The organism is Bradyrhizobium sp. WBOS08 (assembly GCF_024585125.1).
Taxonomy (GTDB): Bacteria; Pseudomonadota; Alphaproteobacteria; order Rhizobiales; family Xanthobacteraceae; genus Bradyrhizobium; species Bradyrhizobium japonicum_B.
Genome location: NZ_CP028988.1, coordinates 888666 through 909458 on the forward strand (window position 1 = coordinate 888666; position 20793 = coordinate 909458).

The following is a 20793-nucleotide window of genomic DNA, read 5'->3' on the forward strand; positions in this document are numbered from 1 at the left end:
CCCATGAGCGAGATCAACCTGCTCCAGCCGATGCACGCTTCGACCAGGCGGGACTACGTTCAGCGCGTGGTCGAGCACGACAAGGCGGAATCCGCCACCGTCGCGCGGCAATGGGGCCGCGACTACTGGGACGGCGACCGGCGCTACGGCTATGGCGGCTATCGCTATGACGGACGCTGGCGCCCGCTCGCGCAGACCCTGATCGATCGCTACGGCATCAAGCCCGGCATGAGCGTGCTCGACGTCGGCTGCGGCAAGGGTTATTTGCTCTACGAGTTCACCCAGCTCGTCCCCGGCGTCAAGGTCGCCGGCATCGACATCTCCGAGTACGGCATCGCCAATGCCAAGGAGGAGATCCGGCCGCAGCTCCAGGTCGGCAACGCCGTCGAGCTGCCCTACCCCGATCACAGCTTCGACCTCGTGGTGTCGCTCGGCGTGCTGCACAACCTTCCGCTCGAGGACGTGTTCCGCGCGGTGCCCGAGATCGAGCGCGTCGGACGCGGCGCCTCGAAATACCTGATGGTGGAATCCTTCCGCAACGAGCGCGAGAAGGCCAATCTGCTCTACTGGCAGCTCACCTGCCTGAGCTTCCACGGCCCGGAAACCTGGGCGTGGATCTACGACAAATGCGGGTACCGGGGCGACCATGGGTTCATCTTCTTCGAATGAGACGACGGGTGTGCGCCGGCCGACCTCGCTGCGCGCACAGAATCCCGAAGTGTATTATTCGGACGACGCCATCGTCACGGCGGATGACGCCACGATCGCGGAGCTGAAGCGCATCGCCGCCGGCAACCCGCGGCTGCGCAGCCGGCTGTGCACGCATCCCGATCCCTCATCCGGCCTGCACGAGATGCTGATCGTGCACCACCGGGAGGCCTATGTGCGGCCTCACAAGCATCTCGGTAAACCCGAATCGTTTCACGTCATCGAGGGCACCGCGCAGGTCGTGATCTTCGAGGATGACGGCCGCATTCGCGACGTGCTCGAGATGGCACCCTACGGCCAGGGCAAGCGCTGCTACTACCGCATGCCGGAAAAGGTCTTTCATTCGATCCTGATCACCTCGGAATGGCTGGTGTTCCACGAAACCACCGCCGGTCCGTTCGATCCCTCCCGGACGGTTTTTCCGGACTGGGCGCCCGATGGCAGCAACGCCGTCGAAGTGCACGACTACGTCACGCAGATCGGCAGGCTCGTCATCGAACATCAAGGCCGCGATGCGAGGGCCTGAGGCCATGATCGAGCCGGCCAGTCCCAACGGCTTCCGCTGGAAGACGATCCCACTCGCCGCGCTTTCCTACATGCGCGAGCGAATGGGGATCGGATATGTCTGGGTCGGTGCGGTTCTGGCCCTTGGTGCGAGCTTGCCCGCATTATTCGCACGCGAGGTCTTCGGCGACGATTGGAGCGTTTACTACACCTACTGGACCGAGGGCCTCCCCGGACTTTTCCGCGTGCTGTATGAAGCGGCCCATGCCGGCTTCATCGTGCCGATGTCGCTGCTCGTCGTTCTCTTGCCCGACATGCCGGACGTCGCTGCGCGCCTCGCAGGTCTGGGTTGCCACCTCGCCAACGGCGTGTTGCTCTACTCCATCCTCCAAAGGTCGCCCCACACGAAGCCGATAGCTGCCTTGTTTGCGGCTCTCTTCCTGCTCAGCCCGTTTTACGTCATTCGCCTCACGCAGAACGCCGTCTACGACGTCTTCCTGCTCTTCTATTTGTTGTCTTACGAGTTGACCTATTCGAAAGTGCGGGCGCTTCGATGGGCCGCGCCGTTCTGCCTGTTCTTCTCATTGTCGCTGGAGACCTTGATCGCCCTCGAGCCTCTCCGGGTCGTGCTGGCCCGATCTCCCGGCGAACGTTGGACGCGGACGCTCGCGCGGCTCGCTCCGTTTTGGTTGGCCGTCGCGACCATCATTGTGCTGCGGATGACGATCCTGGGGAAGAGCGGTCACTACGCCGGACAATATAGCTTCGTGTCCGACCCTGTCGTCATCCGGAAAGCGCTGGTTGCCCATTTCATGGCCTTTCGGACCGGCCTGGAATACGCCTACTCTCACGGGTTCGGGCTGCTGGGAAGCCGCAATTCCACAGTCCTGGCATTGGCCGCCATGGTCGGCTCCGCTCTGCTCTCCGCGAGCGCATTCTGGACTCCATGGCTGTTGAGGAGCTTAGTCTCGTCCGCCAACGCGATGCTGCTGTTGGCGCTCGGAGCCGCAATCGCCCTCCTCGGGGCAATGCCTTACGCCATCACCGGAATTTATGGCGACGTGATGCGGGGGGAATCCAGACTGCTCTTTCCCTCGCAGGTCGGCGTCTTGTTGCTGATGGCGACGTTCATCCAGCTGGTTCCGGGAGCACGATTGCGCGCCGGCTTGGCTGGCGGCCTGCTCACCGTGTTCGCGCTGTCCATGGTGCAAGACTCCAAACGGCTTCTCTATGACGGGCTGATCAACTCGGATCTCCAGCGGCAAGTTCGGGCAGCCTTGCTTGCTGACCCCGAACCAAAGGTCGTGAGGCTCCATATAGAGAATCCTCATCTGTTCTCGTATCGCTCCCGCTGCCTGGGCGCCCCCGACATGAATGTCGCTCAGATGATGCTGCGGGATGAAAATCGAGAGCGGTCGTTCGTGTACACGGATCATTGTGGGGATTTCGACAGTTCCGGGGCTATCCGGAACGACGCCTGCACGGTCTCCTACCTCGAGTTCTTTCCCTGCCCCCCACGCCGAGAGACCTGGCGCTACCGCGCTGCGCCCAGCATTCCGCCGCCCGATCGCATCAGACTCCTCGAACTGATGAGAGCCGTCCTCGAGGATGCGCCGTCGGCCACGCAAGGTCGCGGCGAGCTCGTGCAATTGAAGGACAATCTGCCGATTCCTTTGGCAAGAGCTGAATACCGGCCACCTTGCCGCCGGCCCGGAGTACGTGGAACCGCCTGGCTGCTGGCGTTACCCGCGCCGTCCTGCGAAGAGTCGGGCCTTGGGGCCCGATAGGCAAAGCAATGCTCATACTATGGCTCCCGATCGCTCTCCTCCGGCCGCTCGCATCCAGCCGATGCGCGACGCCGGGAAGGACTGGCTGCTGACGGGTGGAACGGGCTGACGATGCCTCCTGGCAAGAAGACGATCATTGTCCTGACCAAGTTCTTGGTCTCAGCCGGCATTATCGTTCTGGTCGCACGCGACCTCGATCTCTCGTCACTCAAAGCCGACCTTCTCGCCGTTGAATTACACATGCTCGCGCTGGCGATGTTGCTGCTGTTCGCGCAGACGTTCGCCCTGTGCAACCGCTGGATTCTCATCCTCCGCGCGATCGGCGTGTCCCTGGATTGGGTGGCCGGATGGCGCATCGTGCTTGCCAGCGCCTGGTTCAATCAGGTGTTGCCCTCCGGCGGCGAAGCGATCCGCATATGGATGTTGCGGCGCCATGGAATCAAGTGGTCGCAGACCCTGAGCAGCATCGTCGCAGATCGGTTCATCGGCCTTCTGACCCTCGGCTTCCTCATCTTGGCGGGAATGCCATTCCTGATCTCGCGTATCCATGACAACGTCTTGCTGTTCGCCATCGCAGCGATCGTCGCTGCCGCATATTCCGGCGCAATCGTCCTCATGATGCTGACTCGGATGCCGGCCCGAGTGACTGCCGTTCTTCCCGCCCGGGTCATGCAGTTTGCGGCGCTGCTCGAGGCTCCGCTACTCGCGAGAGCAGGACGTGAAGCCTTGTTCGGTTCGGCTGTTGTCGTTCATCTCCTGACCATAGCGGCTTCTTATGCCCTGGCGATCGGGCTGGACGCCGGGTTGTCCGCACTCGACGCATTCGTCCTCGTGCCGCTGGTGATCATGGCGGCCGCCGTCCCGCTTTCCATCGGAGGATGGGGCATTCGTGAAGGAGCGATGGTCGGCGCGCTTGGGCTTGTCGGCATCGCATCCGACAAGGCGCTCGCAATATCCATCCTGCTTGGGCTCGGCAATCTCATTGTCGGATTCATCGGGGGCGCTGTGTGGCTGCTTGCGCCCGAGCGTGCGGCTTACGGCGCCGAACCGAATGATACTGCTCCTCCGCTCCATCAGCGGTAATTGCGCGGAGCTGAAGGACGTGCAACCGCACGGAACTGCCGCGGCAACCCGACGAGCCGGATGCCATCGATCGAAGCCGCCCCTGCTGTGGCGCGGCGCTGTCCCGGCCGCCGCGGGCGCAGGGACAAGGCAACTTAGGAATTGTGGAGCAGCCTGAGCCACTATATAGCCTTCAGCCAGTTCGGAGTTTCACCCGGGGCTCCGCCCCCATGTTGTTCCTGCAAAGAGCCAGCCCAGTGACCGACCATTGCCGCCTTTGCCACTCGACCAACCTGCGTCCGGTCATCGACCTCGGATTGATGCCGATCGCGCATCGCCTTCGGCATAGCCGAAACGAGCAGGAGGAACGGTATCCGTTCGAAGTGCTGGCCTGCGGCGATTGCGGCCTGCCTCAGATCGTCAAGCCGATCGATCCGGAAATTCTGTATCGCCAGTTCAACTACAACTTCAGCAGCTGGAAGCCGGAGCCGCATCAGGCCGACGAGCTCGACACCATCGCGAAATTCTCCAAGCATCAATCCGTGTTCGAGATCGGCTGCAACGACGGCCTGTTCATGGACAAGCTGCGTGAGCGCGGCACCAAGATCATGGTCGGTGTCGAGCCCAATCCGGTATCGGGTAAGATCGCCCGCGAGCGCGGCATCAAGGTCTATGCCGACATGCTCAGCCCGGACATGGCCCACGACGCGGTCGCTCAGTCCGGCAAGTTCGACCTCGTCATATCGCGCCAGGTGCTCGAGCACATCGTCAATTTCGAGAACTTCTTCGCTTGCGTGAAGATCGCGCTGAAGGATGATGGGCTGCTGTTCATCGACGTGCCCGATTTCGCGCCCGGCTCGGCCGTGGGTGACCTCTCGGTGCTCTGGGAAGAGCACGTCAGCTATTTCACCGAACCGACCCTCCTCGCACTGCTGGCGCGCCACGGTTTCGAGGCAGTGTCGGTGAAGACATACAATTTCAGCGGCGGCAGCCTCGCGGTCGCGGCCCGCCGTGCCAAGGGCGCAGTGACGCCGCCGCCGGCGCCATCCGGGGTCGGCGAGAAATTCGGTCAGCGCGCAAGAGAGTATGGCGCGCGTCTCCGCCCGATTCTGGCGAAGGCCCGCGCCAACGGCGCGGAGATCGCCATCTATGGCGCCGGCTGCCGCGCCTGCACCTTCACCAACGCCCACGAGCTGGCCGATCTCGTCGATCTCTCCGTCGACGACCAGAAGGAGCGCCAGGGACTGTTCCTGCCGGGCACCGGCATTCCGATCCGTGCGCCCGAGGAGCTCGCAGGCAAGTCCGGGCCGCTGGTCTGTCTTCTCGCCGTGAACGAGGAGAACGAGGCCAAGGTCAGCAGCCGGCTGCGCGAGACTGTGAAGCGACCGCTGCAGATCGTTTCGATTTTCGCACCCTCGGACATCTGGAGCGAGCTCGACCGTCTCGAGGCGGCCGCAGGGTCGCGGCATGGCTGACGACAAGCTCTTCAACTATTACGAACGTCAGGACGTCCTGCCGACGTTCGGGAACTTCAAATCGTCCAGCGAGCTCGAGGCCTATGCCACCCAGCGGCGCGAGCTGTTCTCGGACAAGCTGGTGCTGCCGCCGCGACTGTTTCGCGATGCCGAGGTGCTCGAGTTCGGCCCCGATTCCGGCGAGAATGCGCTGGTGTTCGCCGGCTGGGGCGCGAACATGACGCTCGCCGAACCGAACCGGCTCGCGCACCCGAAGATCGAGGCCTATTTCACCCGTTTCGGCCTGACTGGACGTCTTCGCGAACTCGCGCTGGCCGACGTCGAGGGCTTCAGCGGCGACCGCCGTTTCGACATCATCGATGCCGAGGGCTTCATCTACACCGTGCAGCCGAGCGAAAAGTGGCTTGCCGTCTTTCACCGCCTGCTCAATCCCGACGGTTACGCCGTCGTCTCCTACTACGAGCGCTACGGCGGCTTCTTCGAGCTCGCGCTCAAGGCGATGCATGCGGCGGGCAAGGTGTTGACCGGTCACGCCGCCCTCGATACGGCGAAGATGCTGTTCGAGGCGAAGTGGAACAGCATTCCGCACACCCGCAGCTTCGAATCCTGGCTGATGGACGTGTTGGAAAATCCGTTCGTCCGGCATCGCTACTTCCTCGATGCGACTGCGTTGTGCACGGCCGCGCACGACAGGGGATTTGACGTCCATTCGGCATGGCCGGCCTACCGCGACAGCCTCGACATCTACTGGCACAAGAAGGTTCTGCCTGGTGACGAGAAGCTCCGTCGCGCCGCGCGTCATCTCGATCGCAGCCGCCTGAGCTTCCTCGGCGGGCGGAAGCTTTATCTGGTCGGCAAGGCCGATGCCGTGCAGGCGATCTCCGCATCGATCGAGGCGCTGGTTCGTAACGTCGATGCAATAATCGACGATCCCCTCGGCGAGAGCCTGCCGCGCGTCGTCGCGGGCCTTGCCTCCTTGCGCGAGACGATCGGCACCACGGACATTCTCGCCGACGACGCGGCCGACATCGAAGCCATCACGGTTACTCTCGACAGCTTCCATCGCATCTTTGCTGCGATCGGGCGACGGGACGTCTCCGCCGTCGCCGCCCTCGCCCGGTCGGATTCGGCATTCATCAACATCTGGGGACAGCCGGCGCATTTCCTCGTCATCCGGAAGCGCTGAGGGAGCGCAGCCATTGAGGCCAGGCATTGGCATCATCGGAACGGGCATGGTCGGCCAGATGTGCCACCTCGCCAATTTCGCCGCCAATCCCGCCTGTCGCGTCGTCGCGATCGCAGACCTCCGGCCGGAGCTGGCGGCTGCGGCCGCGCAGAAATTCGGCATCTCGCGAACTTACGGCTCGCACCGGGAGCTGCTCGCCGATAGCGCGGTATCCGCCGTCGTGGTCGTGACCAAGCGCCGTGCCACTGGCCCGATCGTGCTGGACGCGCTCAACAGCGGCCGGCACGTGCTCTCTGAAAAGCCGATGGCCTACACGACCGCCCAGGCCGTGTCGCTGGCCGAAGCCGCTCGGCGGCAAAACCTGGTCTACAGCATCGGCTACATGAAGCGTCACGACGCCGGCGTGGCACGGGCGCTCGAGGTGCTGACGCGCTTGCGTCATGACGGCTCGCTCGGACGCATCGTCCGGGCAAAGGGCTGGTGCTTCGGCGGCGACACGGGGCGGTCGCAAGACAATTTCGTGATGACCGGCGAAGCGCGACCGGACGGAATCGAGCTCTGGCAGGACGGCCCCGACTGGATGCCGCGCGCGATACGTCCCGGCTACGACAACTTTCTGAACGTCTTCAGCCACATCATCAACCTGTCGCGCTATTTTCTGGGATCGTCGCCCGCCGTCGCCGAAAGCGCGATCGAGGCTTCGGGGGCCGGGCGCATCACCCTCGATTTCGACGGCATCGCCTGCACGCTCGATCTCGTCAGCGGGTCGGACGGAGCCTGGCGCGAGGGACTGACGATCGAGTTCGAACGCGGCGCGGTGATGCTGGAGCTGCCCCCACCCTTTGCCGCGCAAGAGGCGGAGGTGGTTGTCGATCGCGACGGTCAACGCACGCGGTTGACGGGTGGTGCGAGCTGGGCCTTCCGGCGTCAGGCCGATGCCTTCGTTTCCGATGTCGCCACGCACGGTATACCGCTGGCCTCCGGCGCGGATTCGGTCACCGACATCGCGCTTGCGGAGACGGTTTGGAAACAGTGCGCTGGCGGCTGAACCATCCTCATCGCGCTTCAGGCGCGGCATTCTTCTCGATCGGCAGGATCCCCGCGATCGGCCCAAGCTTGATGGTGACCTGCGCGAGCTGCGCCAGGAACTCCGGAACGTCGCAGCGCGCCAGCAGGCGGCACGCATAGTACTTCCGCACCAGGACCGGGTTCGGTGCTGCTCCCGGCCCCGGCTGGAAGGAGATCGTCGCCTGCGGCCCAGACGGATCGAAATGATGGAAGGCGCTTCCCGGAGCCTTGCGCGCCTCGTCCATGCTGCGCAGGATGTCGGGCCGTTCGGCGCGCAGTGCAAATCCGAAGAACGGCTGATTTCCCCAGGCAAGGCGGAGCATGCCGGTGACTTCGGCGAGGCCGAACGGCACATGCCGTGAGGGGTAGTCGAAGAAGCCGTCGTCGAGCGCATAGACCGTCGCCGCGGGCTGGGCCCGACCGGCAAGATCGCGCGCCAGAGCCTCCTGCTTCAGCGTTCTCGCCTGCATGAAGATGTAGTTGGTCCACAGCATGCCGATCGACACGATCAGCCCCGCCCCGAATACGGCCGCAAAGGCCAAGCGAGGGCTGGTCCAGCGTTCGACCAGCCGCTTGACTGCGAGCAACGCCAGCGCCGACGGCACGCCGAACATCAGCAGATGACGGCTCTCGTAGAAATGCATGGACGACGGCCGCAGGCCGGCGATCAGATAGGGCGATGCCAACGCGAGGAACAGCATGACGGCAAGCACGAGCGGCAGAAAGATCGCGAGCCTGGATGCAGCCGGCTTCGTGTCGGAACGCAGCAACAGCACCACGATGCCGGCGAGCACCGCCGCCGCAATGAAGAGCGTCGGGACCGTGATCGCCGCGCGCACCGCATTCGCCATGACGTCCCGGTAACCCGCGACGAAAAATGTCCACCACCCCCTCGCCAATTCGCCGAGAGTCGGGAAATGCGCGTCGTAGTGCTGCGCGTACACGCCCATCCGCTTGAACCAGATGTTGAGCGTGCCCCAGTAGATCAAGGGAAGCGCGATCAACTCCGGATAGCCTGCAGCACAACGCCAGCCTGCGAGCCAGGTGCGGCGAACGAAGCCGTCCGCCGCGTTGCCGCCACGCCAGATCGCAACGAAGAGGCCCAGCATCACGAAAGCAAAAAGCACGATCGTGGAGTTGAGCGCGAAACCGAGCAGGAACGCGAGCGCACAGGCGAGGCGAAGCAGCACGCGCCGCGGACCACGGGCACTGAAGGCCAGCGTCAACAACCAGGCACCGACGAACAGGAGTCCGAAGCTGAAAACGTAGACCGCGTTCGCCTTGCCGGCCCAGAGTTGGTAGCCGGGATAGGTCCAGACGCTCAGCGCGAAACCGACCGCCTCGGCGCGGTCGAGCAGACCGAGACGCCTTGCGGTCAACACCAGCGATGTCGCCCCGAAGACGATCCCGGCAAATGCCAGCGAGACCATCACCGCGACCGGTGCTCCCGTCCAGTTGGCGAACCGGTCGTAGCTGTAGAAGATCGGATGACCGGCGCCGTTCAGCAGAAAGTCGATATCGATGAAATAGTCCGGACGCGGCTTGAGCACCAGCCAATCGTCCATGAAGAGACCGTCGTTCAGGAGCATCGGTGCATGCGCAGCCAATAAGACGGCAAGGAGGACGACGATCGCACGCGGCAATGGGGGCATCTCGGAGGGAGGAACGGTATCGCCGACAAGGGTTCGCACGCCCGGGTGAGGTCCGCAAGGGCGCGCCGACGGGCTCCCTTGACCGGAAAAATGCGACCTCCTATAGAACTTCGCACTGGCTGGACCGAGAGGCGTCCGGGACGATTTTCCGCAATGAACATGCTACCGGGCCCCGCGCAAGCCGCTGCGATTGGTCTCAGTCTTGCGCTGCCGTTGTTGCTGCTGTGCTATGCGCGCATCGCCGCCACCGGCGGATCAGGCCGACGCTTCCGGCTCGGCTGCCTCAGCACCATGGCCCTTTACGCAATCGCCTGTCTCGCGCTTCCCGGACAACGCCATTTCGACGACGTGCTTGGCGGCCTGTTCCTGCTGGCGACTGCGATGATGTTCTTCTACATCCTGTTCAGCCTGCTGGCCTGGGGCTTCACGCTGACGCTGCTCACGGCACTGGTCAAGGCCGGCCGGCCGCTGACTCTCGAGCAATGGGCGGTGGCCTACATGCAGGGCGGCGATCTCGGCACCTTCACGCACAATCGCCTGAAGCTGCTGGTCGGTGCGAGGCTGGTGATCACCGCGGACGGCAAGTTGGCCCCGACGGCAAGAGGCGTCGCCGTCGCGCGCCTCGTCAAGTTGGTTCGCCTGTCGACCGGGCTTGGGTGAGCGACCACGATGTCCTTCATTGTCGGACTCCTCGCCGCGGTTGGCTTCGCCCTGCTGTCGCCCGCCTTGCAGCTGTTAGCCCGCGCGCGCGGCTGGACGGTTGCACCCGTGACGCTGCTCGCGATCGCCGCAATCGTCACGCATGGTCTGGGCGTCGTGCTCGGAATCTTCGTCGTCGCGCAATTCAGGTATTGGGACGCTGCGTCGATCTTCGGGTTTTGCGTCATGGCTTACGTCTTCGCTTTTGGCGCAGTGTACAAATCGGTGTCCCTGGAGATTCTGCTCGGCCTCGTCGACCGGCCCCAGCGGAGCGCACCGCTTTCGGACATCGCCGAGCGGCAGGTTCCAGCTCTGTTCCAGGGACGAATAGGGAACCTGGTCGATGGCGGCCTGGTCGAGCCGCTCGACTCGCACTTCGCCGCGACGGCAGCCGGCCGGGCCATGGCAGCCCGCGTCGGGCATCTGCGCCTCGCTTTCGGCATCGGCGACACCAGTCTTTACGATTTTTCCGACTAGTTGCGGGAAATACACACAACACCGGCTTCGTGCCGGTTGTGCAGGTCTAATCTGCGGGGGCCTTATTGTTCGCCCAGGCCTTATGACCTAGAGTTGCGTTTGGGGGCCGCCGGTCGAAAAGGGGCCGGCAACAGGCAGCTAGAGATGACACCTTCCAGGGCGGCAAAGCGGCTTACCATCGTCATCCCTGCTCTGAACGAGCAGGACAAGATCGCCGACACCATTGGCGGCGTCCTGCCGCTCGCCTGCGAGCTGCTCGACGACTTCGAAATCTTCCTGATCGATGACGGCAGCACCGATGCCACCGGCGCGATCATGGACGAGTTCGCCGCCGGCGATCCGCGCATCATCGTGCAACATAACGCCGAAAGACGGGGCGTCGGTGCCGGCTTCGAATACGCCCTGTCGCGCGCGAAATTCGAAGCCATCACGCTCATCCCCGGCGATCACGCCTTCCAGAACGAAGGTATTGCCCGGATGTTCAAGGCAGCGGGCGCCGCCGACCTCGTCATTACCCATCGCGACAACCAATCGGACCGCTCGGTCAACCGCTCGCTGCAGTCGCATTCGCTGCGGTTCATCCTGAACTGCCTGTTCGGCTTCTGGCTGTCCGACTACCACAGCATGATCGTCTATCCCGTGAAATGGCTGCGCCAGATCGCGGTGAAGACCGACGGCTACGGTTATCAGATCTGCGCGTTGATCTCGCTGCTCCAGCTCGGCCTCAGCTACGTGCAGGTGCCCGTGAGCCTGAACGCGGAGCTGAAGGGGTCATCCCGTGCGCTGCGGCTGCGCACCTATTTCGAGCTCGGCGGCACCATCGTCTCGCTGCTGCGCCGCGTTCCCATCCGGGACGTCGATCTCAGCCAGGTTCCCCGCGGCGCAGGGCGCGTCCCGGCGCGCTAGGCGACGCCTCGCCCGCGTTCCTCGCCTGAACGGCAGGTGAATATACCGTTCAACGGCCGTTGCGCGTGAGGGCGCTATAAGCTCCCTTACCGGAACTCGCGTCCTGGCTCATTGTTACAGGATCGACCAAAGAGGGAGAGAAACTGTGCTTATTCAAGCCGTGGTGCTGGCGATGAGTACCCTTGGACCAGTATCGGCCGCGCCCGCCCAGGAGCCTCTGGTTCAACAGGTCCAGTTCCCGGGAAGAAACGGCTGGTGTCCGCGGGGCTATGACTTCAACTATTCGAACGGCTACTGCTATCCCAACGGCCAGCACGCCCCCGGCCTCTATGTGAGGCCGACGCCGAGACATTATGCCCCCGAGGGATATTACCGGCCGCACCGGCACAGGCACCCGCCAGGCTATTACGACCGCTACTAGGGCAAGCGTCCGCATGGATAAGGCCCGCCAGAGCCGGCGGGCCTCGCTCGGGGCCACCAGCTCACCCTGCTCCCTGGACAGGGTGCACGCGGACACATCGATCGCGGCCATCGTCGACAACTGCTTTGCCGGAATTTTGGGGAGCCTGACCCATTTGGGTGACGGCGGGAGCCAGTTCGGCCTCTGTCGAGACAAGAGCCGCTTAAGCCATTGAATTATCTGGCAGGAGTGGCAGGGCTCGAACCTGCGACCCCCGGTTTTGGAGACCGGTGCTCTACCAATTGAGCTACACTCCTACAGACCCCGCGTTGCCTTGGGATCAGGCGCGCTTTCAAGCACAGAGAGCGGCCGGTTTGCAAGGGTGAACCGCGCCGGCTTCGCTTGTTTGTGCCGGGGCTTCTGGGCCACAGTCCATCGCCGATAATCAAGAAACAACCGGGAGTGCTCATGACCGCCACAGCAACCGCTTCAGCCGCCTCACAGGCCACCGTCGCGCCATCGACCCCGCCTCTGCCGGAGGCCCGCCCGGAGACGCTCGGGCTGTCGCGTCCGCGCCTCCAGGCCATGTCGGACGCCTTCAAGCGCGAAATCGACAAGGGTACTGTTCCCGGGATCACCGTGCTGGTGGCGAGAGGCGGCCAGGTCGGTTGGTTCGAGGCGCTCGGCAGGCAGAGCCCGGCGGCCGCCGCGCCAATGGCCCGTGATTCGATCTTCCGGATCTTCTCGATGACCAAGCCGATCGTGTCGGTCGCCGCCATGGCGCTGGTCGAGGACGGCCGCCTCCTGCTCAGCGATCCCGTCGCCAAGTTCATCCCGGAATTTGCCATCCAGCAGGTCGGCATCGTCAAGGACGGCAAGCTGGAGCTGGTGCCGCCGGCGCGGCCCATGACCGTGCAGGACCTGCTCCGCCACACCTCGGGCCTCACCTACGAGCACCAAGGCGACGGTCCCGTGCACAAGCTCTATCAGGAGTCCCGCGTCCGCAGCCGCAAGATCAGCAACGCCGAGCATGCCGCATTGGTGGCGAGCTTCCCGCTGGTCTGCCAGCCCGGCGCGGAGTTCAACTACAGCCGCTCCACCGACATCCTCGGCCGCATCATCGAGGTCGTCAGCGGAAAGACGCTCGGCGCCTTCCTCCCTGAGCGCGTGCTCGCTCCGCTGCAGATGGCCGAGACCGGCTTTGCGACCTCGGAGGCCAATGCGGGCCGGCTCGCCGAGCCGTTCGCAACCGATCCCTGGACGGGCGACAAGGTCGCGCTGTTCAACATGCTGGAGCAGCCTGTGATGGAGTCAGGCGGCGGCGGTCTCGTTTCAACGACGATGGACTATGCTCGCTTCTGCCTGATGCTGCGCAATGGCGGCACGCTCGACGGCAACAGGATCATCGGGCGCAAGACGCTGGAGCTGATGGCGTCGGATCACCTCGGGCCGCACGTTCAGACCAACGGCACCCTGCTTTCGCCCGGCCACGGCTTCGGTCTCGGCTTCGCCGTGCGCCGCGAGGCCGGCATCGCGCCGTTCCCCGGCAGCGTCGGCAATTACTTCTGGAGCGGCATCGCCGGCACCTTCTTCTGGATCGATCCGAAGGAGGATCTGTTCGCGGTATTCATGAGCCAGGGACCGGGACAGCGCGACTACACGCGGACCTTGGTGCGGGATCTGGTTTACGCCGCGGTGGAGTGAGGTCCGCGCTAACGCGCGGCACTGCTCCTCCACACACACTGTCATGCCCCGGCTTGACCGGGGCATCCAGTACTCCGCGGCGGCAGTTCGTTTACACAACTTCAGCTACGGAGTACTGGATCGCCCGCCTTCGCGGGCGATGACACCGGTTGTTGGGTGGGCTGGGGTGCCGCCTCGACGCTCTATCGCCTCAACTGATCGTCGCGCCGCCGTCGATCACCATGGTCTGGCCGGTCATGAAGTCGCCGGCCTTCGATCCCAGGAACACCGCCGCGCCCGCGATCTCGTCGGGAATGCCGATGCGCAGCAGCGGCGAGCGCGAGGTCGAGGCCTTCAGGTTCTCCGGATTGTCCCACAGCGCCTTCGCGAAGTCCGTCTTGATCAGGCCCGGCGCGATGCAGTTCACGCGGATGTTGTGCGGGCCGTACTCGCACGCGAGGTTACGCGCGAGCTGCATGTCGGCGGCTTTCGAGATCGCGTAGGCGCCGAGGATGGTCGAGCCTTTCAATCCGCCGATCGAGGAGACGATGATGATCGAGCCGTCCTTGCGCTCGATCATCTGCGGCACCACCATCGAGATCAGCCAGTTGTTGGCGACGATGTTGTTGTCCAGGATCTTCCTGAACTGATCGTCGGAGATGCCGGCGAGCGGACCGTAATACGGGTTGGAGGCGGCGTTGCAGACCAGCACGTCGATCTTGCCGAAGGCGCGGTTGCTCTCATCAACGAGGTTTTGCAGGTTCTCCTTCGACGAGATGTTGGCGGCGACCGCGACCGCGGTCCCTTTTCCGAACTTGTCGTTGATGCCCTTGGCGACCTGCTCGCAGACGTCGGCCTTGCGCGAGGAGATCACGACCTTGGCGCCATGCTCGGCCATGCGCTCGGCGATCGCAAGCCCGATGCCGCGCGTCGATCCCGTGATGACGGCGACTTTCCCCTTCATGTCGAACAAGGTCATGTGTCTCTCCCAGATTGATCTTGGTATCGAGATTCCGGGTTCGGTCCTGCGGACCGCCCCGGAATGACAGCTTAACTCACGCCAGCTTCTTGACTTCCGGTCCCGCCGGCTGGTGCATCGCCGCATGCGCGGCATCGGCAATCCACGGCTGCTGGTTCACCATCGGCAATCGCCAGACCGTGCGCTCGGGGCTCGCAAAATGGTCGAGCCGGGTGATCGAGCAATTGTCGATGTCGAACGACAGCGCCTTCTCCAGCTGGCCGTCGAGCGCGAGTCCCAGCGCCGCCTTGATCGTGCCACCATGGGCGACCGCGATGATGTCCTGTCCGGCCGCCTCATTGTTGATCCGCTCGATGGTGCGGCGGGTGCGGTTGTAGAGATCCATGAAGCTTTCGCCGCCGGGCGCGGGCTCGTTGATGTCGGCGAACCAGCTTGCGCCGACGGGACGGCTGGCGATGAACGCGGCGCGGTTCATGCCCTGCCATTTCCCGAGATGCTGCTCGGCGAGATCCGCTTCCCATGGCATCGACTCAGGCTTCGGATAACCCGCCGCCCAGATCGCCTCGGCGGTCTGGTGTGTGCGCATCAGATTGCTCGAATACCACACCGCCTTGCGCGGCAGCACCTTGGCGACGGCGTTGAACACGTAGGTATCGCTGGTGTCGCAGGCGATGTCGCTCTGCCCGTAGATGTTGCCGCCGTCGCTGCGCACCGGCGCATGTCGGACCCACCACCATCGCGTGACGACCACATTGGGCTTGTCTGCACCTGCCATCGAAACCCTTCCATCCCGCCTGATGTCGCTGTACGTCAGGAGCGAACCCGTCTCAAGACACTTTACCGTTTGAAATCTTGTTTGAAATTCCATCGCGCGGCAAGCGCCGCGCGAGGCACCACGAGGGAGAATCGCATGGGCCGCCTGCAAGGCAAATCCGTCATCATCACCGGCGCCGGCAGCGGCATCGGCCGCGCCGCCGCAGCGCTGTTCACCAGGGAAGGCGCCAAGCTGGTCGCGGTCGATCGCACCGAGGCGGTGAAGGAGACCGTCGCCGAGATCAAGAAGGCCGGCGGCGTCGCGGAAGCCATGATCGCGGATGCCGGTTCCGAAGACGACGTCATGGCGATGATCGACAAGGCGGTGAAGACGCATGGCCGGCTCGACGTGATCTGGGCCAATGCCGGCATCTCCGGCGGGCTCGTTCCGCTGGCCGAGCAGACCGTGGAGCACTGGCAGGAGATCCTGCGCATCAATCTGATCGGGCCGTTCCTCGCGGTGAAACATGCGATGCCGCACATGGTGAAGCAGCAGTCGGGCGCGATCGTGCTGACCGCGTCCGTCGCCGGCCTCAAGGCCGGCGCCAGCGGGCATCCCTATGCGGCGAGCAAGGCGGGGGTGATCAGCCTGGTGCAGACCACTGCCTATTCGCTCACCGGCACCGGCGTGCGCATCAACGCGGTGTGCCCGGGCCTGATCGAGACCGGCATGACCAAGCCGATCTTCGACCGCGCCAAGGAGCGCGGCACGCAGGGCAAGATCGGCCAGCTCAACCCGCTTCAGCGCCCCGGCCAGCCGCACGAGCTCGCCGCGATGGGCCTGTTCCTGGCCAGCGACGAGGCCTCGTATGTCAACGGCCAAGCCTTCCCGGTCGACGGCGGCCTCACCGCGTCGATGCCGTATACTGGCAAGCCGGTCTAGCCCAGGTCTCGTGTCCCGGACGCGCTGCAGCGTTCTTACGCTGCTGCGCAGAGCCGGGACCCAGCAGGCCACGGCACTTGCTGACGCATGGGCCCGGCTCTGCAGCGCATCACTTCGTGCTGCACTGCGTCCGGGGCACGGGGCGGTGTTTGGGCGCACAACTGTCTCAACATTCGTCATTGCAGCGCAGCGACGCGATCCAGAAATCTCTCCGCGCAGGCAGCGCCTGGATTGCTTCGTCGCAAGAGCTCCTCGCAATGACGGAACGTGAGGTGATTGCGCGCGTCTCTCGTGTGTCCCGGACGCGCTGCAGCGCTCTTGCGCTGCTGCGCAGAGCCGGGACCCAGCAGGCCTCGGCACTTGCTGATGCATGGGCCCCGGCTCTGCAGCGCACCGCCGAAGAGGGCGCTGCGCAGCGTCCGGGGCACGAGAGAGGAGTTGACTCACGGCTCTCTCATCGTCATTGCGAGGAGCCCTTGCGACGAAGCAATCCAGACTGCCACCGCGGAAGAAACTTTGGATTGCGTCGCTGCGCTCGTAATGACGGAGTGTGTGGTGATTGCGCGCGTCTCTCACGTGTCCCGGACGCGCTGCAGCGCTCTTGCGCTGCTGCGCGGAGCCGGGACCCAGCAGGCCGCGCGCTCGCTGCTGCATGGGCCCCGGCTCTGCAGCGCATCACTTCGTGCTGCGCTGCGTCCGGGGCACGAGAGTGGTGAATGATTGACATGGGGTCGTGTCCTCGCGGCTTGTTCGCCCGAGCTTTGCTTGTCGCTTCGCCCTCTGAATTGAAAGAAGGCGCAGGGAAGACCGGGAGCCGGTGGCTCCCATGGACCGCCATGCCAAGGGCAGACTGCGTGTGCTGCTGCATAGCGGAGAACAGGGTGTAGCGCGCAATTTCAAATGTCACCTCGCGCAGGTTCAAATGTCACCCCCTGCCGGCCCGGCCTGGAACCCGATTCCAAGGCCCTTTCAAACCGCTTTTGAAGGGCCGCCCTAGCGCCGGGTCAGGCCGCGAATGGAGCAGCCGAGCGGATCGACGCCTGAGGTGATGTAGGTCGCCGTATTTGACGACACGGCGCCCAGCATCGTGGCGTAGTGATAGCCCTCCGACAGCCCGGTCTTGACCGATGAGAGCCCCAGCGAGACGACCACGCCGGCCGCGGATGAATTGCCGAAGCAGCCGCCCTGTTCCGGCGTCGACGAGCTGTCGACACCGGCCGCGAAATACACCGCGCCGGCCGCGCCCAGCCAGCCGCCGCCGGCCCCGTCGATGACCCACCGCTCGCCCGCCCACAGCAAGGTTTCGATGCGGTATGAGGAGTGGATTTCACTGAAGCTGGGCGAGACGGTGGTGAGGGTCGGCCGCGCGCCGGCGCTGATCGTGTTCGTGGTCTCAGCGCCGCCGTCATTGAACCAGGTTCGCACGAAGCGCTGCGCAGCGCTGTCGGCCCATGCCGGCCCGGTGACGACGCGCGCGAAACCGACGAGCGACCGCGTGTCGTCGCCGGCCTTGATCTCGGTGCCTTTGTTGCCCGACGTCGTCGATGTCGCGTGACCCGTCGCTGACGCTTCCAGGGTCATCACGCCCGAATTCATGTAGGCGTAGATGTAATAGTCCGTCGAAGGCGTCAGGCCCGTCGCCGGCAGCGAGACGCCGGCATCCGGAACGGGATGCGGCGTCCCCGCGATCGTCAACAAATTGCCGTTGCACGGGGTCAGCACCAGGTCGGCGCCGGACAGCTTCAGCCTGCACTGACCATAGGTCTGCGGCACCCCGAGATTGTCGCGCGCCGCCGATTTGTTCGATAGCTCGGACAGATTGTTGCCCGCGCTCAGATCGCCGGCGCCCGGCTCGCCCGTGGCGTTGAAATTCCAGGCCGTGCCGGTGCCGCTGCCGCCGGTCTTGTCGCTGGTGATGGTCAGCGTCGTGCCGCTATAGGTGACGACACCTTCGAGCCAGCCGGTCGCGCCTGCCGTGGCGGTGGCGCGGACGCGGGCACCGTCCTGATAGGCCAGCCCCGCCTGGGTGGCGAATACTTTCGATCCCGCGCCGATCGTGAGCGACGAGGTCGACGTGCCGCCGTAGCCCTTGCCGGCCGGAATGGTGAAGTCGAGGACAGCGGCGGAAGACGAGCCGGAGTTCTCGACCGATGCAGCGCTGCCGCCGGCGCCCGTCGTCACCGTGCCGACGTCGACCGTCGCCGCATCGCCCTTAGCTGCCAGCACCGCCCAATACGTCGCATTCGGCGGCGCGTGGCCCGCACCGGGCGTCGGGTTGATCCAGACGTAGGAGGAGCCGCCCGACGTCGCGACCTCCATCAGCGAATAGGTGTGGGCATTGTCATAGGGCGCCGGCGTGCCGAACCCCTTGTAGGTGCCGACGAAGGACCAGGCGCCTGCGGTCTTGACCCACAGCTTGGCCGTCGAGGGCTGGAACGCATATTGCCCGTCATTGCCATAGGACGGATCCGGCACCGAGAGCGCGGGGCCGACGAACACGTAGAAGCCGTCCGTGTTCAGCGCGGCGACCAGCGCCGAGACGTCCGCCATCGCCTGGCCGCCGGCAAAGCGCAGCGGCGAGCGCTGCACGATCTTGTAGGCCGTGCCGGCCGCGACGTTGCCGTACGGCCAGGCGTCGATCGCGATGTGCGTCTCGTCGATCACGTCCTGCACGATCACCGTATGACCGTCGATGACGATGTCGTCGCCGGCGCGCGCGTTGACGCCGGACCAGATCGTGCCGGCGCCGACGATGGCGGTGTCGCCGCTGTCGACGGAGACGGTGCCGGTCGAATAGCTCGGAAATGCAGTCATGGTCGCCCCCGTTGCGCGTTGCCGTCAGACCGTGCCGACATTGGCGACGATCTCGTCGAGTGCGGCAGGCGTCGTCGCCTGCGCGATCAGATGCAGGGCGCGCTGACGCGCGCTCTCGCGCTCCTGCAGGTCGTCGCTCTTGCCCGCGATGAGCGCTGCAAGGTCGATCGGCCGCAGGCCGCGCAAGGCGGCCTCGGCATCGAGCGAGGTCTCGGGCGAGCCGGCGAGCAGCCGCGCCGCGGCCTGGCGCTTGGCGGCATGCGCCTGCTCGCGGTGCAGGTTCGCCTGCGCGATGCCGTTGAAGTGGGTGTTGATCTGCATCACGGCGACGGCGCGCAGCGCCGGCATGGGATCGATGACGAGCTTCATGGTCAGACGGCCTCGATTGCGATGACGTGATCCCTGTACGGCCAGAGCGAGATCGTGACCCGGTAGACGCACGGGACCGGGATCGCGATCTCCAGCTCGGTTGCGTCGAGCGGATCGACATTGTGCAGCACCGCGCCCGCGGCGCCGATCACGGCCTTGGCCTGCTTCGGGATACCGGAGATCACAGCGGAATCGACGCCGCCGGCCTTGATGACGGTCTTCGTCACCGCGATCGGCATCACCGGCCGCGCGGTCAGCTCCTTGGCTTTGACGTCGACATACCATTCGCTGAAGCTCGGCAGCGTATTGGTCTCGGCGGCGATGTAGGTGTAGCCGTGCTCGTCGAGCAGCTTGTCGTAGCCTTCGGGGTCATAGACCTTGTTGGCCTGGGTGAGCTGTCCGCTCGGCTCAAAGACTGCGAAGAGGGTCATTGGTAATTCCTGAAGATGCAGTAGGAGATGTGAGTCTGATCGCTAAAGGCGGGAAAGGGATCGCCGAACAGCAGAAATTGCTTCATGAAGTTGATCCCGGTGAAAGAGCCGTCGCCGACGGCTCCGCCGGCGCCGAAATTGCTGCTGTAGCAAGGGCTGCTTCCATAGGGCGTGTATCCGACAGTCGTCGTCGATCCGCTGGAGATCGGCTGATAGAACATCGTCAGGAACAGCGGATATGTGCCGGAAGGCGTCGCCGGCAACGCAGGCCCGACAGACCACCTCAAGATGTTGGCATCGCCCGGCGGCGTGTAGGCAACGCGCATCCAGCCGTTGAGGAAGACCCGCAGCGGCGGCTGGTTCGCATCGAAGATGAGATCCTCGAACGAGGCGCCGGAGGCATCGACGCCGCCCGCGGCGACCCGCAAGGGAGATCCGGCGCCTGGCGTGATGAGCACGCGCCGGGTCGTCATGTGAAAGCCTTCGAGTAGACCGCATAGACGGTCGGGCCGCTGCAGCTGACCGTCAGCGAAGCGCCGTTGCCGTTGATGATCGCGGCGCCCGGCGGGCTGATGCCGACGATGTAGCCGCCGCTGCCGTCAGGCGTCATCGTGATCAGGGGAGACGGCCGGCACGGGCCGCCCGATCCGCTGTAGCCAGGCAGGCCGGTCAACGGATTCTGGGTGGTCACCATCACGATCGGCGAGCGTGAAAGGCCCAGCGCGATCGTCTGCGTGGCCGACACCTTGCCCAGCAGCAGCAGCGTCGACACCTTCGCGCTGACGTTCAAGATGAGGTTGGAGTCGGCAGTCGTATGTGCATCGAAGCCAGAACCCTTCGACACGAACATGCCGTAGGTCCCATCTGCCCTCTTGCCGACAACGGCGCGCCTCGTGC

Annotated in this window: 21 protein-coding genes and 1 tRNA gene; 13 read left to right on the forward strand and 9 right to left on the reverse strand. The window is 64.7% G+C overall.

Annotated features, from left to right (window positions below; translation table 11 throughout):
- Positions 1–3: 3 nt before the first annotated feature.
- From DCM80_RS04160 to DCM80_RS04190, 7 genes are all read left to right on the forward strand, one after another.
- Complete coding sequence (locus tag DCM80_RS04160) at positions 4–669, forward strand: class I SAM-dependent methyltransferase (protein WP_257195854.1); 666 nt, start codon at positions 4–6, stop codon at positions 667–669.
- Positions 670–679: 10 nt separating this feature from the next.
- Positions 680–1234: a WbuC family cupin fold metalloprotein gene (locus DCM80_RS04165; RefSeq protein ID WP_257195855.1), complete on the forward strand. Its 555-nt coding sequence runs from the start codon at positions 680–682 to the stop codon at positions 1232–1234.
- Positions 1235–1238: 4 nt separating this feature from the next.
- A complete protein-coding gene (locus DCM80_RS04170) occupies positions 1239–2999 on the forward strand; it encodes a hypothetical protein (protein ID WP_257195856.1) in 1761 nt (586 codons plus the stop codon).
- A gap of 111 nt (positions 3000–3110) precedes the next feature.
- Positions 3111–4082, forward strand: a complete 972-nt coding sequence (locus DCM80_RS04175) for a lysylphosphatidylglycerol synthase transmembrane domain-containing protein (protein WP_257195857.1) — start codon at positions 3111–3113, stop codon at positions 4080–4082.
- 236 nt (positions 4083–4318) lie between these two features.
- Positions 4319–5536: a class I SAM-dependent methyltransferase gene (locus DCM80_RS04180; RefSeq protein ID WP_257195858.1), complete on the forward strand. Its 1218-nt coding sequence runs from the start codon at positions 4319–4321 to the stop codon at positions 5534–5536.
- Positions 5529–6722, forward strand: coding sequence for a class I SAM-dependent methyltransferase (locus tag DCM80_RS04185; RefSeq protein WP_257195859.1), 1194 nt, complete (start codon positions 5529–5531; stop codon positions 6720–6722). The genes DCM80_RS04180 and DCM80_RS04185 overlap by 8 nt, the downstream gene beginning before the upstream one ends.
- 13 nt (positions 6723–6735) lie before the next feature.
- The gene (locus DCM80_RS04190) at positions 6736–7770 is read left to right on the forward strand and encodes a Gfo/Idh/MocA family protein (protein WP_257195860.1); all 1035 of its coding nucleotides are present in this window, start codon (positions 6736–6738) and stop codon (positions 7768–7770) included.
- 7 nt (positions 7771–7777) lie between these two features.
- Here DCM80_RS04190 and DCM80_RS04195 read toward each other — a convergent pair whose 3' ends face one another.
- Positions 7778–9379 carry a hypothetical protein gene (locus DCM80_RS04195; RefSeq protein ID WP_257195861.1) on the reverse strand — a complete coding sequence of 534 codons (1602 nt, stop codon included), beginning with the start codon at positions 9377–9379 and terminating at the stop codon, positions 7778–7780.
- Positions 9380–9595: 216 nt separating this feature from the next.
- Between DCM80_RS04195 and DCM80_RS04200 the strand changes: the two genes are divergently transcribed.
- From DCM80_RS04200 to DCM80_RS04215, 4 genes are all read left to right on the forward strand, one after another.
- Entirely contained in the window at positions 9596–10102 is a 507-nt protein-coding gene (locus DCM80_RS04200; protein ID WP_257195862.1) for a hypothetical protein, read from the forward strand.
- A 9-nt stretch (positions 10103–10111) separates the two neighbouring features.
- Complete coding sequence (locus DCM80_RS04205) at positions 10112–10618, forward strand: hypothetical protein (RefSeq protein WP_257195863.1); 507 nt, start codon at positions 10112–10114, stop codon at positions 10616–10618.
- 144 nt (positions 10619–10762) lie between these two features.
- Positions 10763–11524, forward strand: coding sequence for a glycosyltransferase family 2 protein (locus DCM80_RS04210; RefSeq protein ID WP_028137057.1), 762 nt, complete (start codon positions 10763–10765; stop codon positions 11522–11524).
- 172 nt (positions 11525–11696) lie between these two features.
- A complete protein-coding gene (locus DCM80_RS04215) occupies positions 11697–11945 on the forward strand; it encodes a hypothetical protein (protein ID WP_257195864.1) in 249 nt (82 codons plus the stop codon).
- A 220-nt stretch (positions 11946–12165) separates the two neighbouring features.
- On the opposite strand, the gene DCM80_RS04220 is transcribed toward DCM80_RS04215, so the two are convergent.
- A tRNA-Trp gene (locus DCM80_RS04220) sits at positions 12166–12241 on the reverse strand.
- 151 nt (positions 12242–12392) lie between these two features.
- Here DCM80_RS04220 and DCM80_RS04225 point away from each other — a divergent pair.
- The gene (locus DCM80_RS04225) at positions 12393–13628 is read left to right on the forward strand and encodes a serine hydrolase (RefSeq protein ID WP_257195865.1); all 1236 of its coding nucleotides are present in this window, start codon (positions 12393–12395) and stop codon (positions 13626–13628) included.
- Positions 13629–13818: 190 nt separating this feature from the next.
- Here the strand turns inward: DCM80_RS04225 and DCM80_RS04230 are convergent, their stop codons facing one another.
- Entirely contained in the window at positions 13819–14586 is a 768-nt protein-coding gene (locus DCM80_RS04230) for an SDR family NAD(P)-dependent oxidoreductase (RefSeq protein WP_025037031.1), read from the reverse strand.
- Between the two features lie 76 nt (positions 14587–14662).
- Complete coding sequence (locus tag DCM80_RS04235; protein ID WP_257195866.1) at positions 14663–15361, reverse strand: histidine phosphatase family protein; 699 nt, start codon at positions 15359–15361, stop codon at positions 14663–14665.
- A 135-nt stretch (positions 15362–15496) separates the two neighbouring features.
- Here DCM80_RS04235 and DCM80_RS04240 point away from each other — a divergent pair, with 135 nt between their 5' ends.
- Positions 15497–16282, forward strand: a complete 786-nt coding sequence (locus tag DCM80_RS04240; protein WP_257195867.1) for an SDR family NAD(P)-dependent oxidoreductase — start codon at positions 15497–15499, stop codon at positions 16280–16282.
- A gap of 993 nt (positions 16283–17275) precedes the next feature.
- Here the strand turns inward: DCM80_RS04240 and DCM80_RS04245 are convergent.
- Genes DCM80_RS04245 through DCM80_RS04265 form a run of 5 tightly spaced genes read right to left on the reverse strand, consistent with a single transcriptional unit; the run spans position 17276 to position 20746 of the window.
- Positions 17276–19096: a hypothetical protein gene (locus tag DCM80_RS04245; RefSeq protein WP_257195868.1), complete on the reverse strand. Its 1821-nt coding sequence runs from the start codon at positions 19094–19096 to the stop codon at positions 17276–17278.
- A 24-nt stretch (positions 19097–19120) separates the two neighbouring features.
- Positions 19121–19465 (reverse strand): hypothetical protein, encoded by a 345-nt coding sequence (locus DCM80_RS04250; RefSeq protein WP_257195869.1) that lies wholly within the window; start codon positions 19463–19465, stop codon positions 19121–19123.
- A gap of 2 nt (positions 19466–19467) precedes the next feature.
- Positions 19468–19896, reverse strand: a complete 429-nt coding sequence (locus tag DCM80_RS04255) for a hypothetical protein (RefSeq protein ID WP_257195870.1) — start codon at positions 19894–19896, stop codon at positions 19468–19470.
- Positions 19893–20369, reverse strand: a complete 477-nt coding sequence (locus DCM80_RS04260) for a hypothetical protein (protein WP_257195871.1) — start codon at positions 20367–20369, stop codon at positions 19893–19895. The genes DCM80_RS04255 and DCM80_RS04260 overlap by 4 nt, the downstream gene beginning before the upstream one ends.
- Positions 20366–20746 carry a hypothetical protein gene (locus tag DCM80_RS04265; protein ID WP_257195872.1) on the reverse strand — a complete coding sequence of 127 codons (381 nt, stop codon included), beginning with the start codon at positions 20744–20746 and terminating at the stop codon, positions 20366–20368. The genes DCM80_RS04260 and DCM80_RS04265 overlap by 4 nt, the downstream gene beginning before the upstream one ends.
- Between the last annotated feature and the right edge of the window lie 47 nt (positions 20747–20793).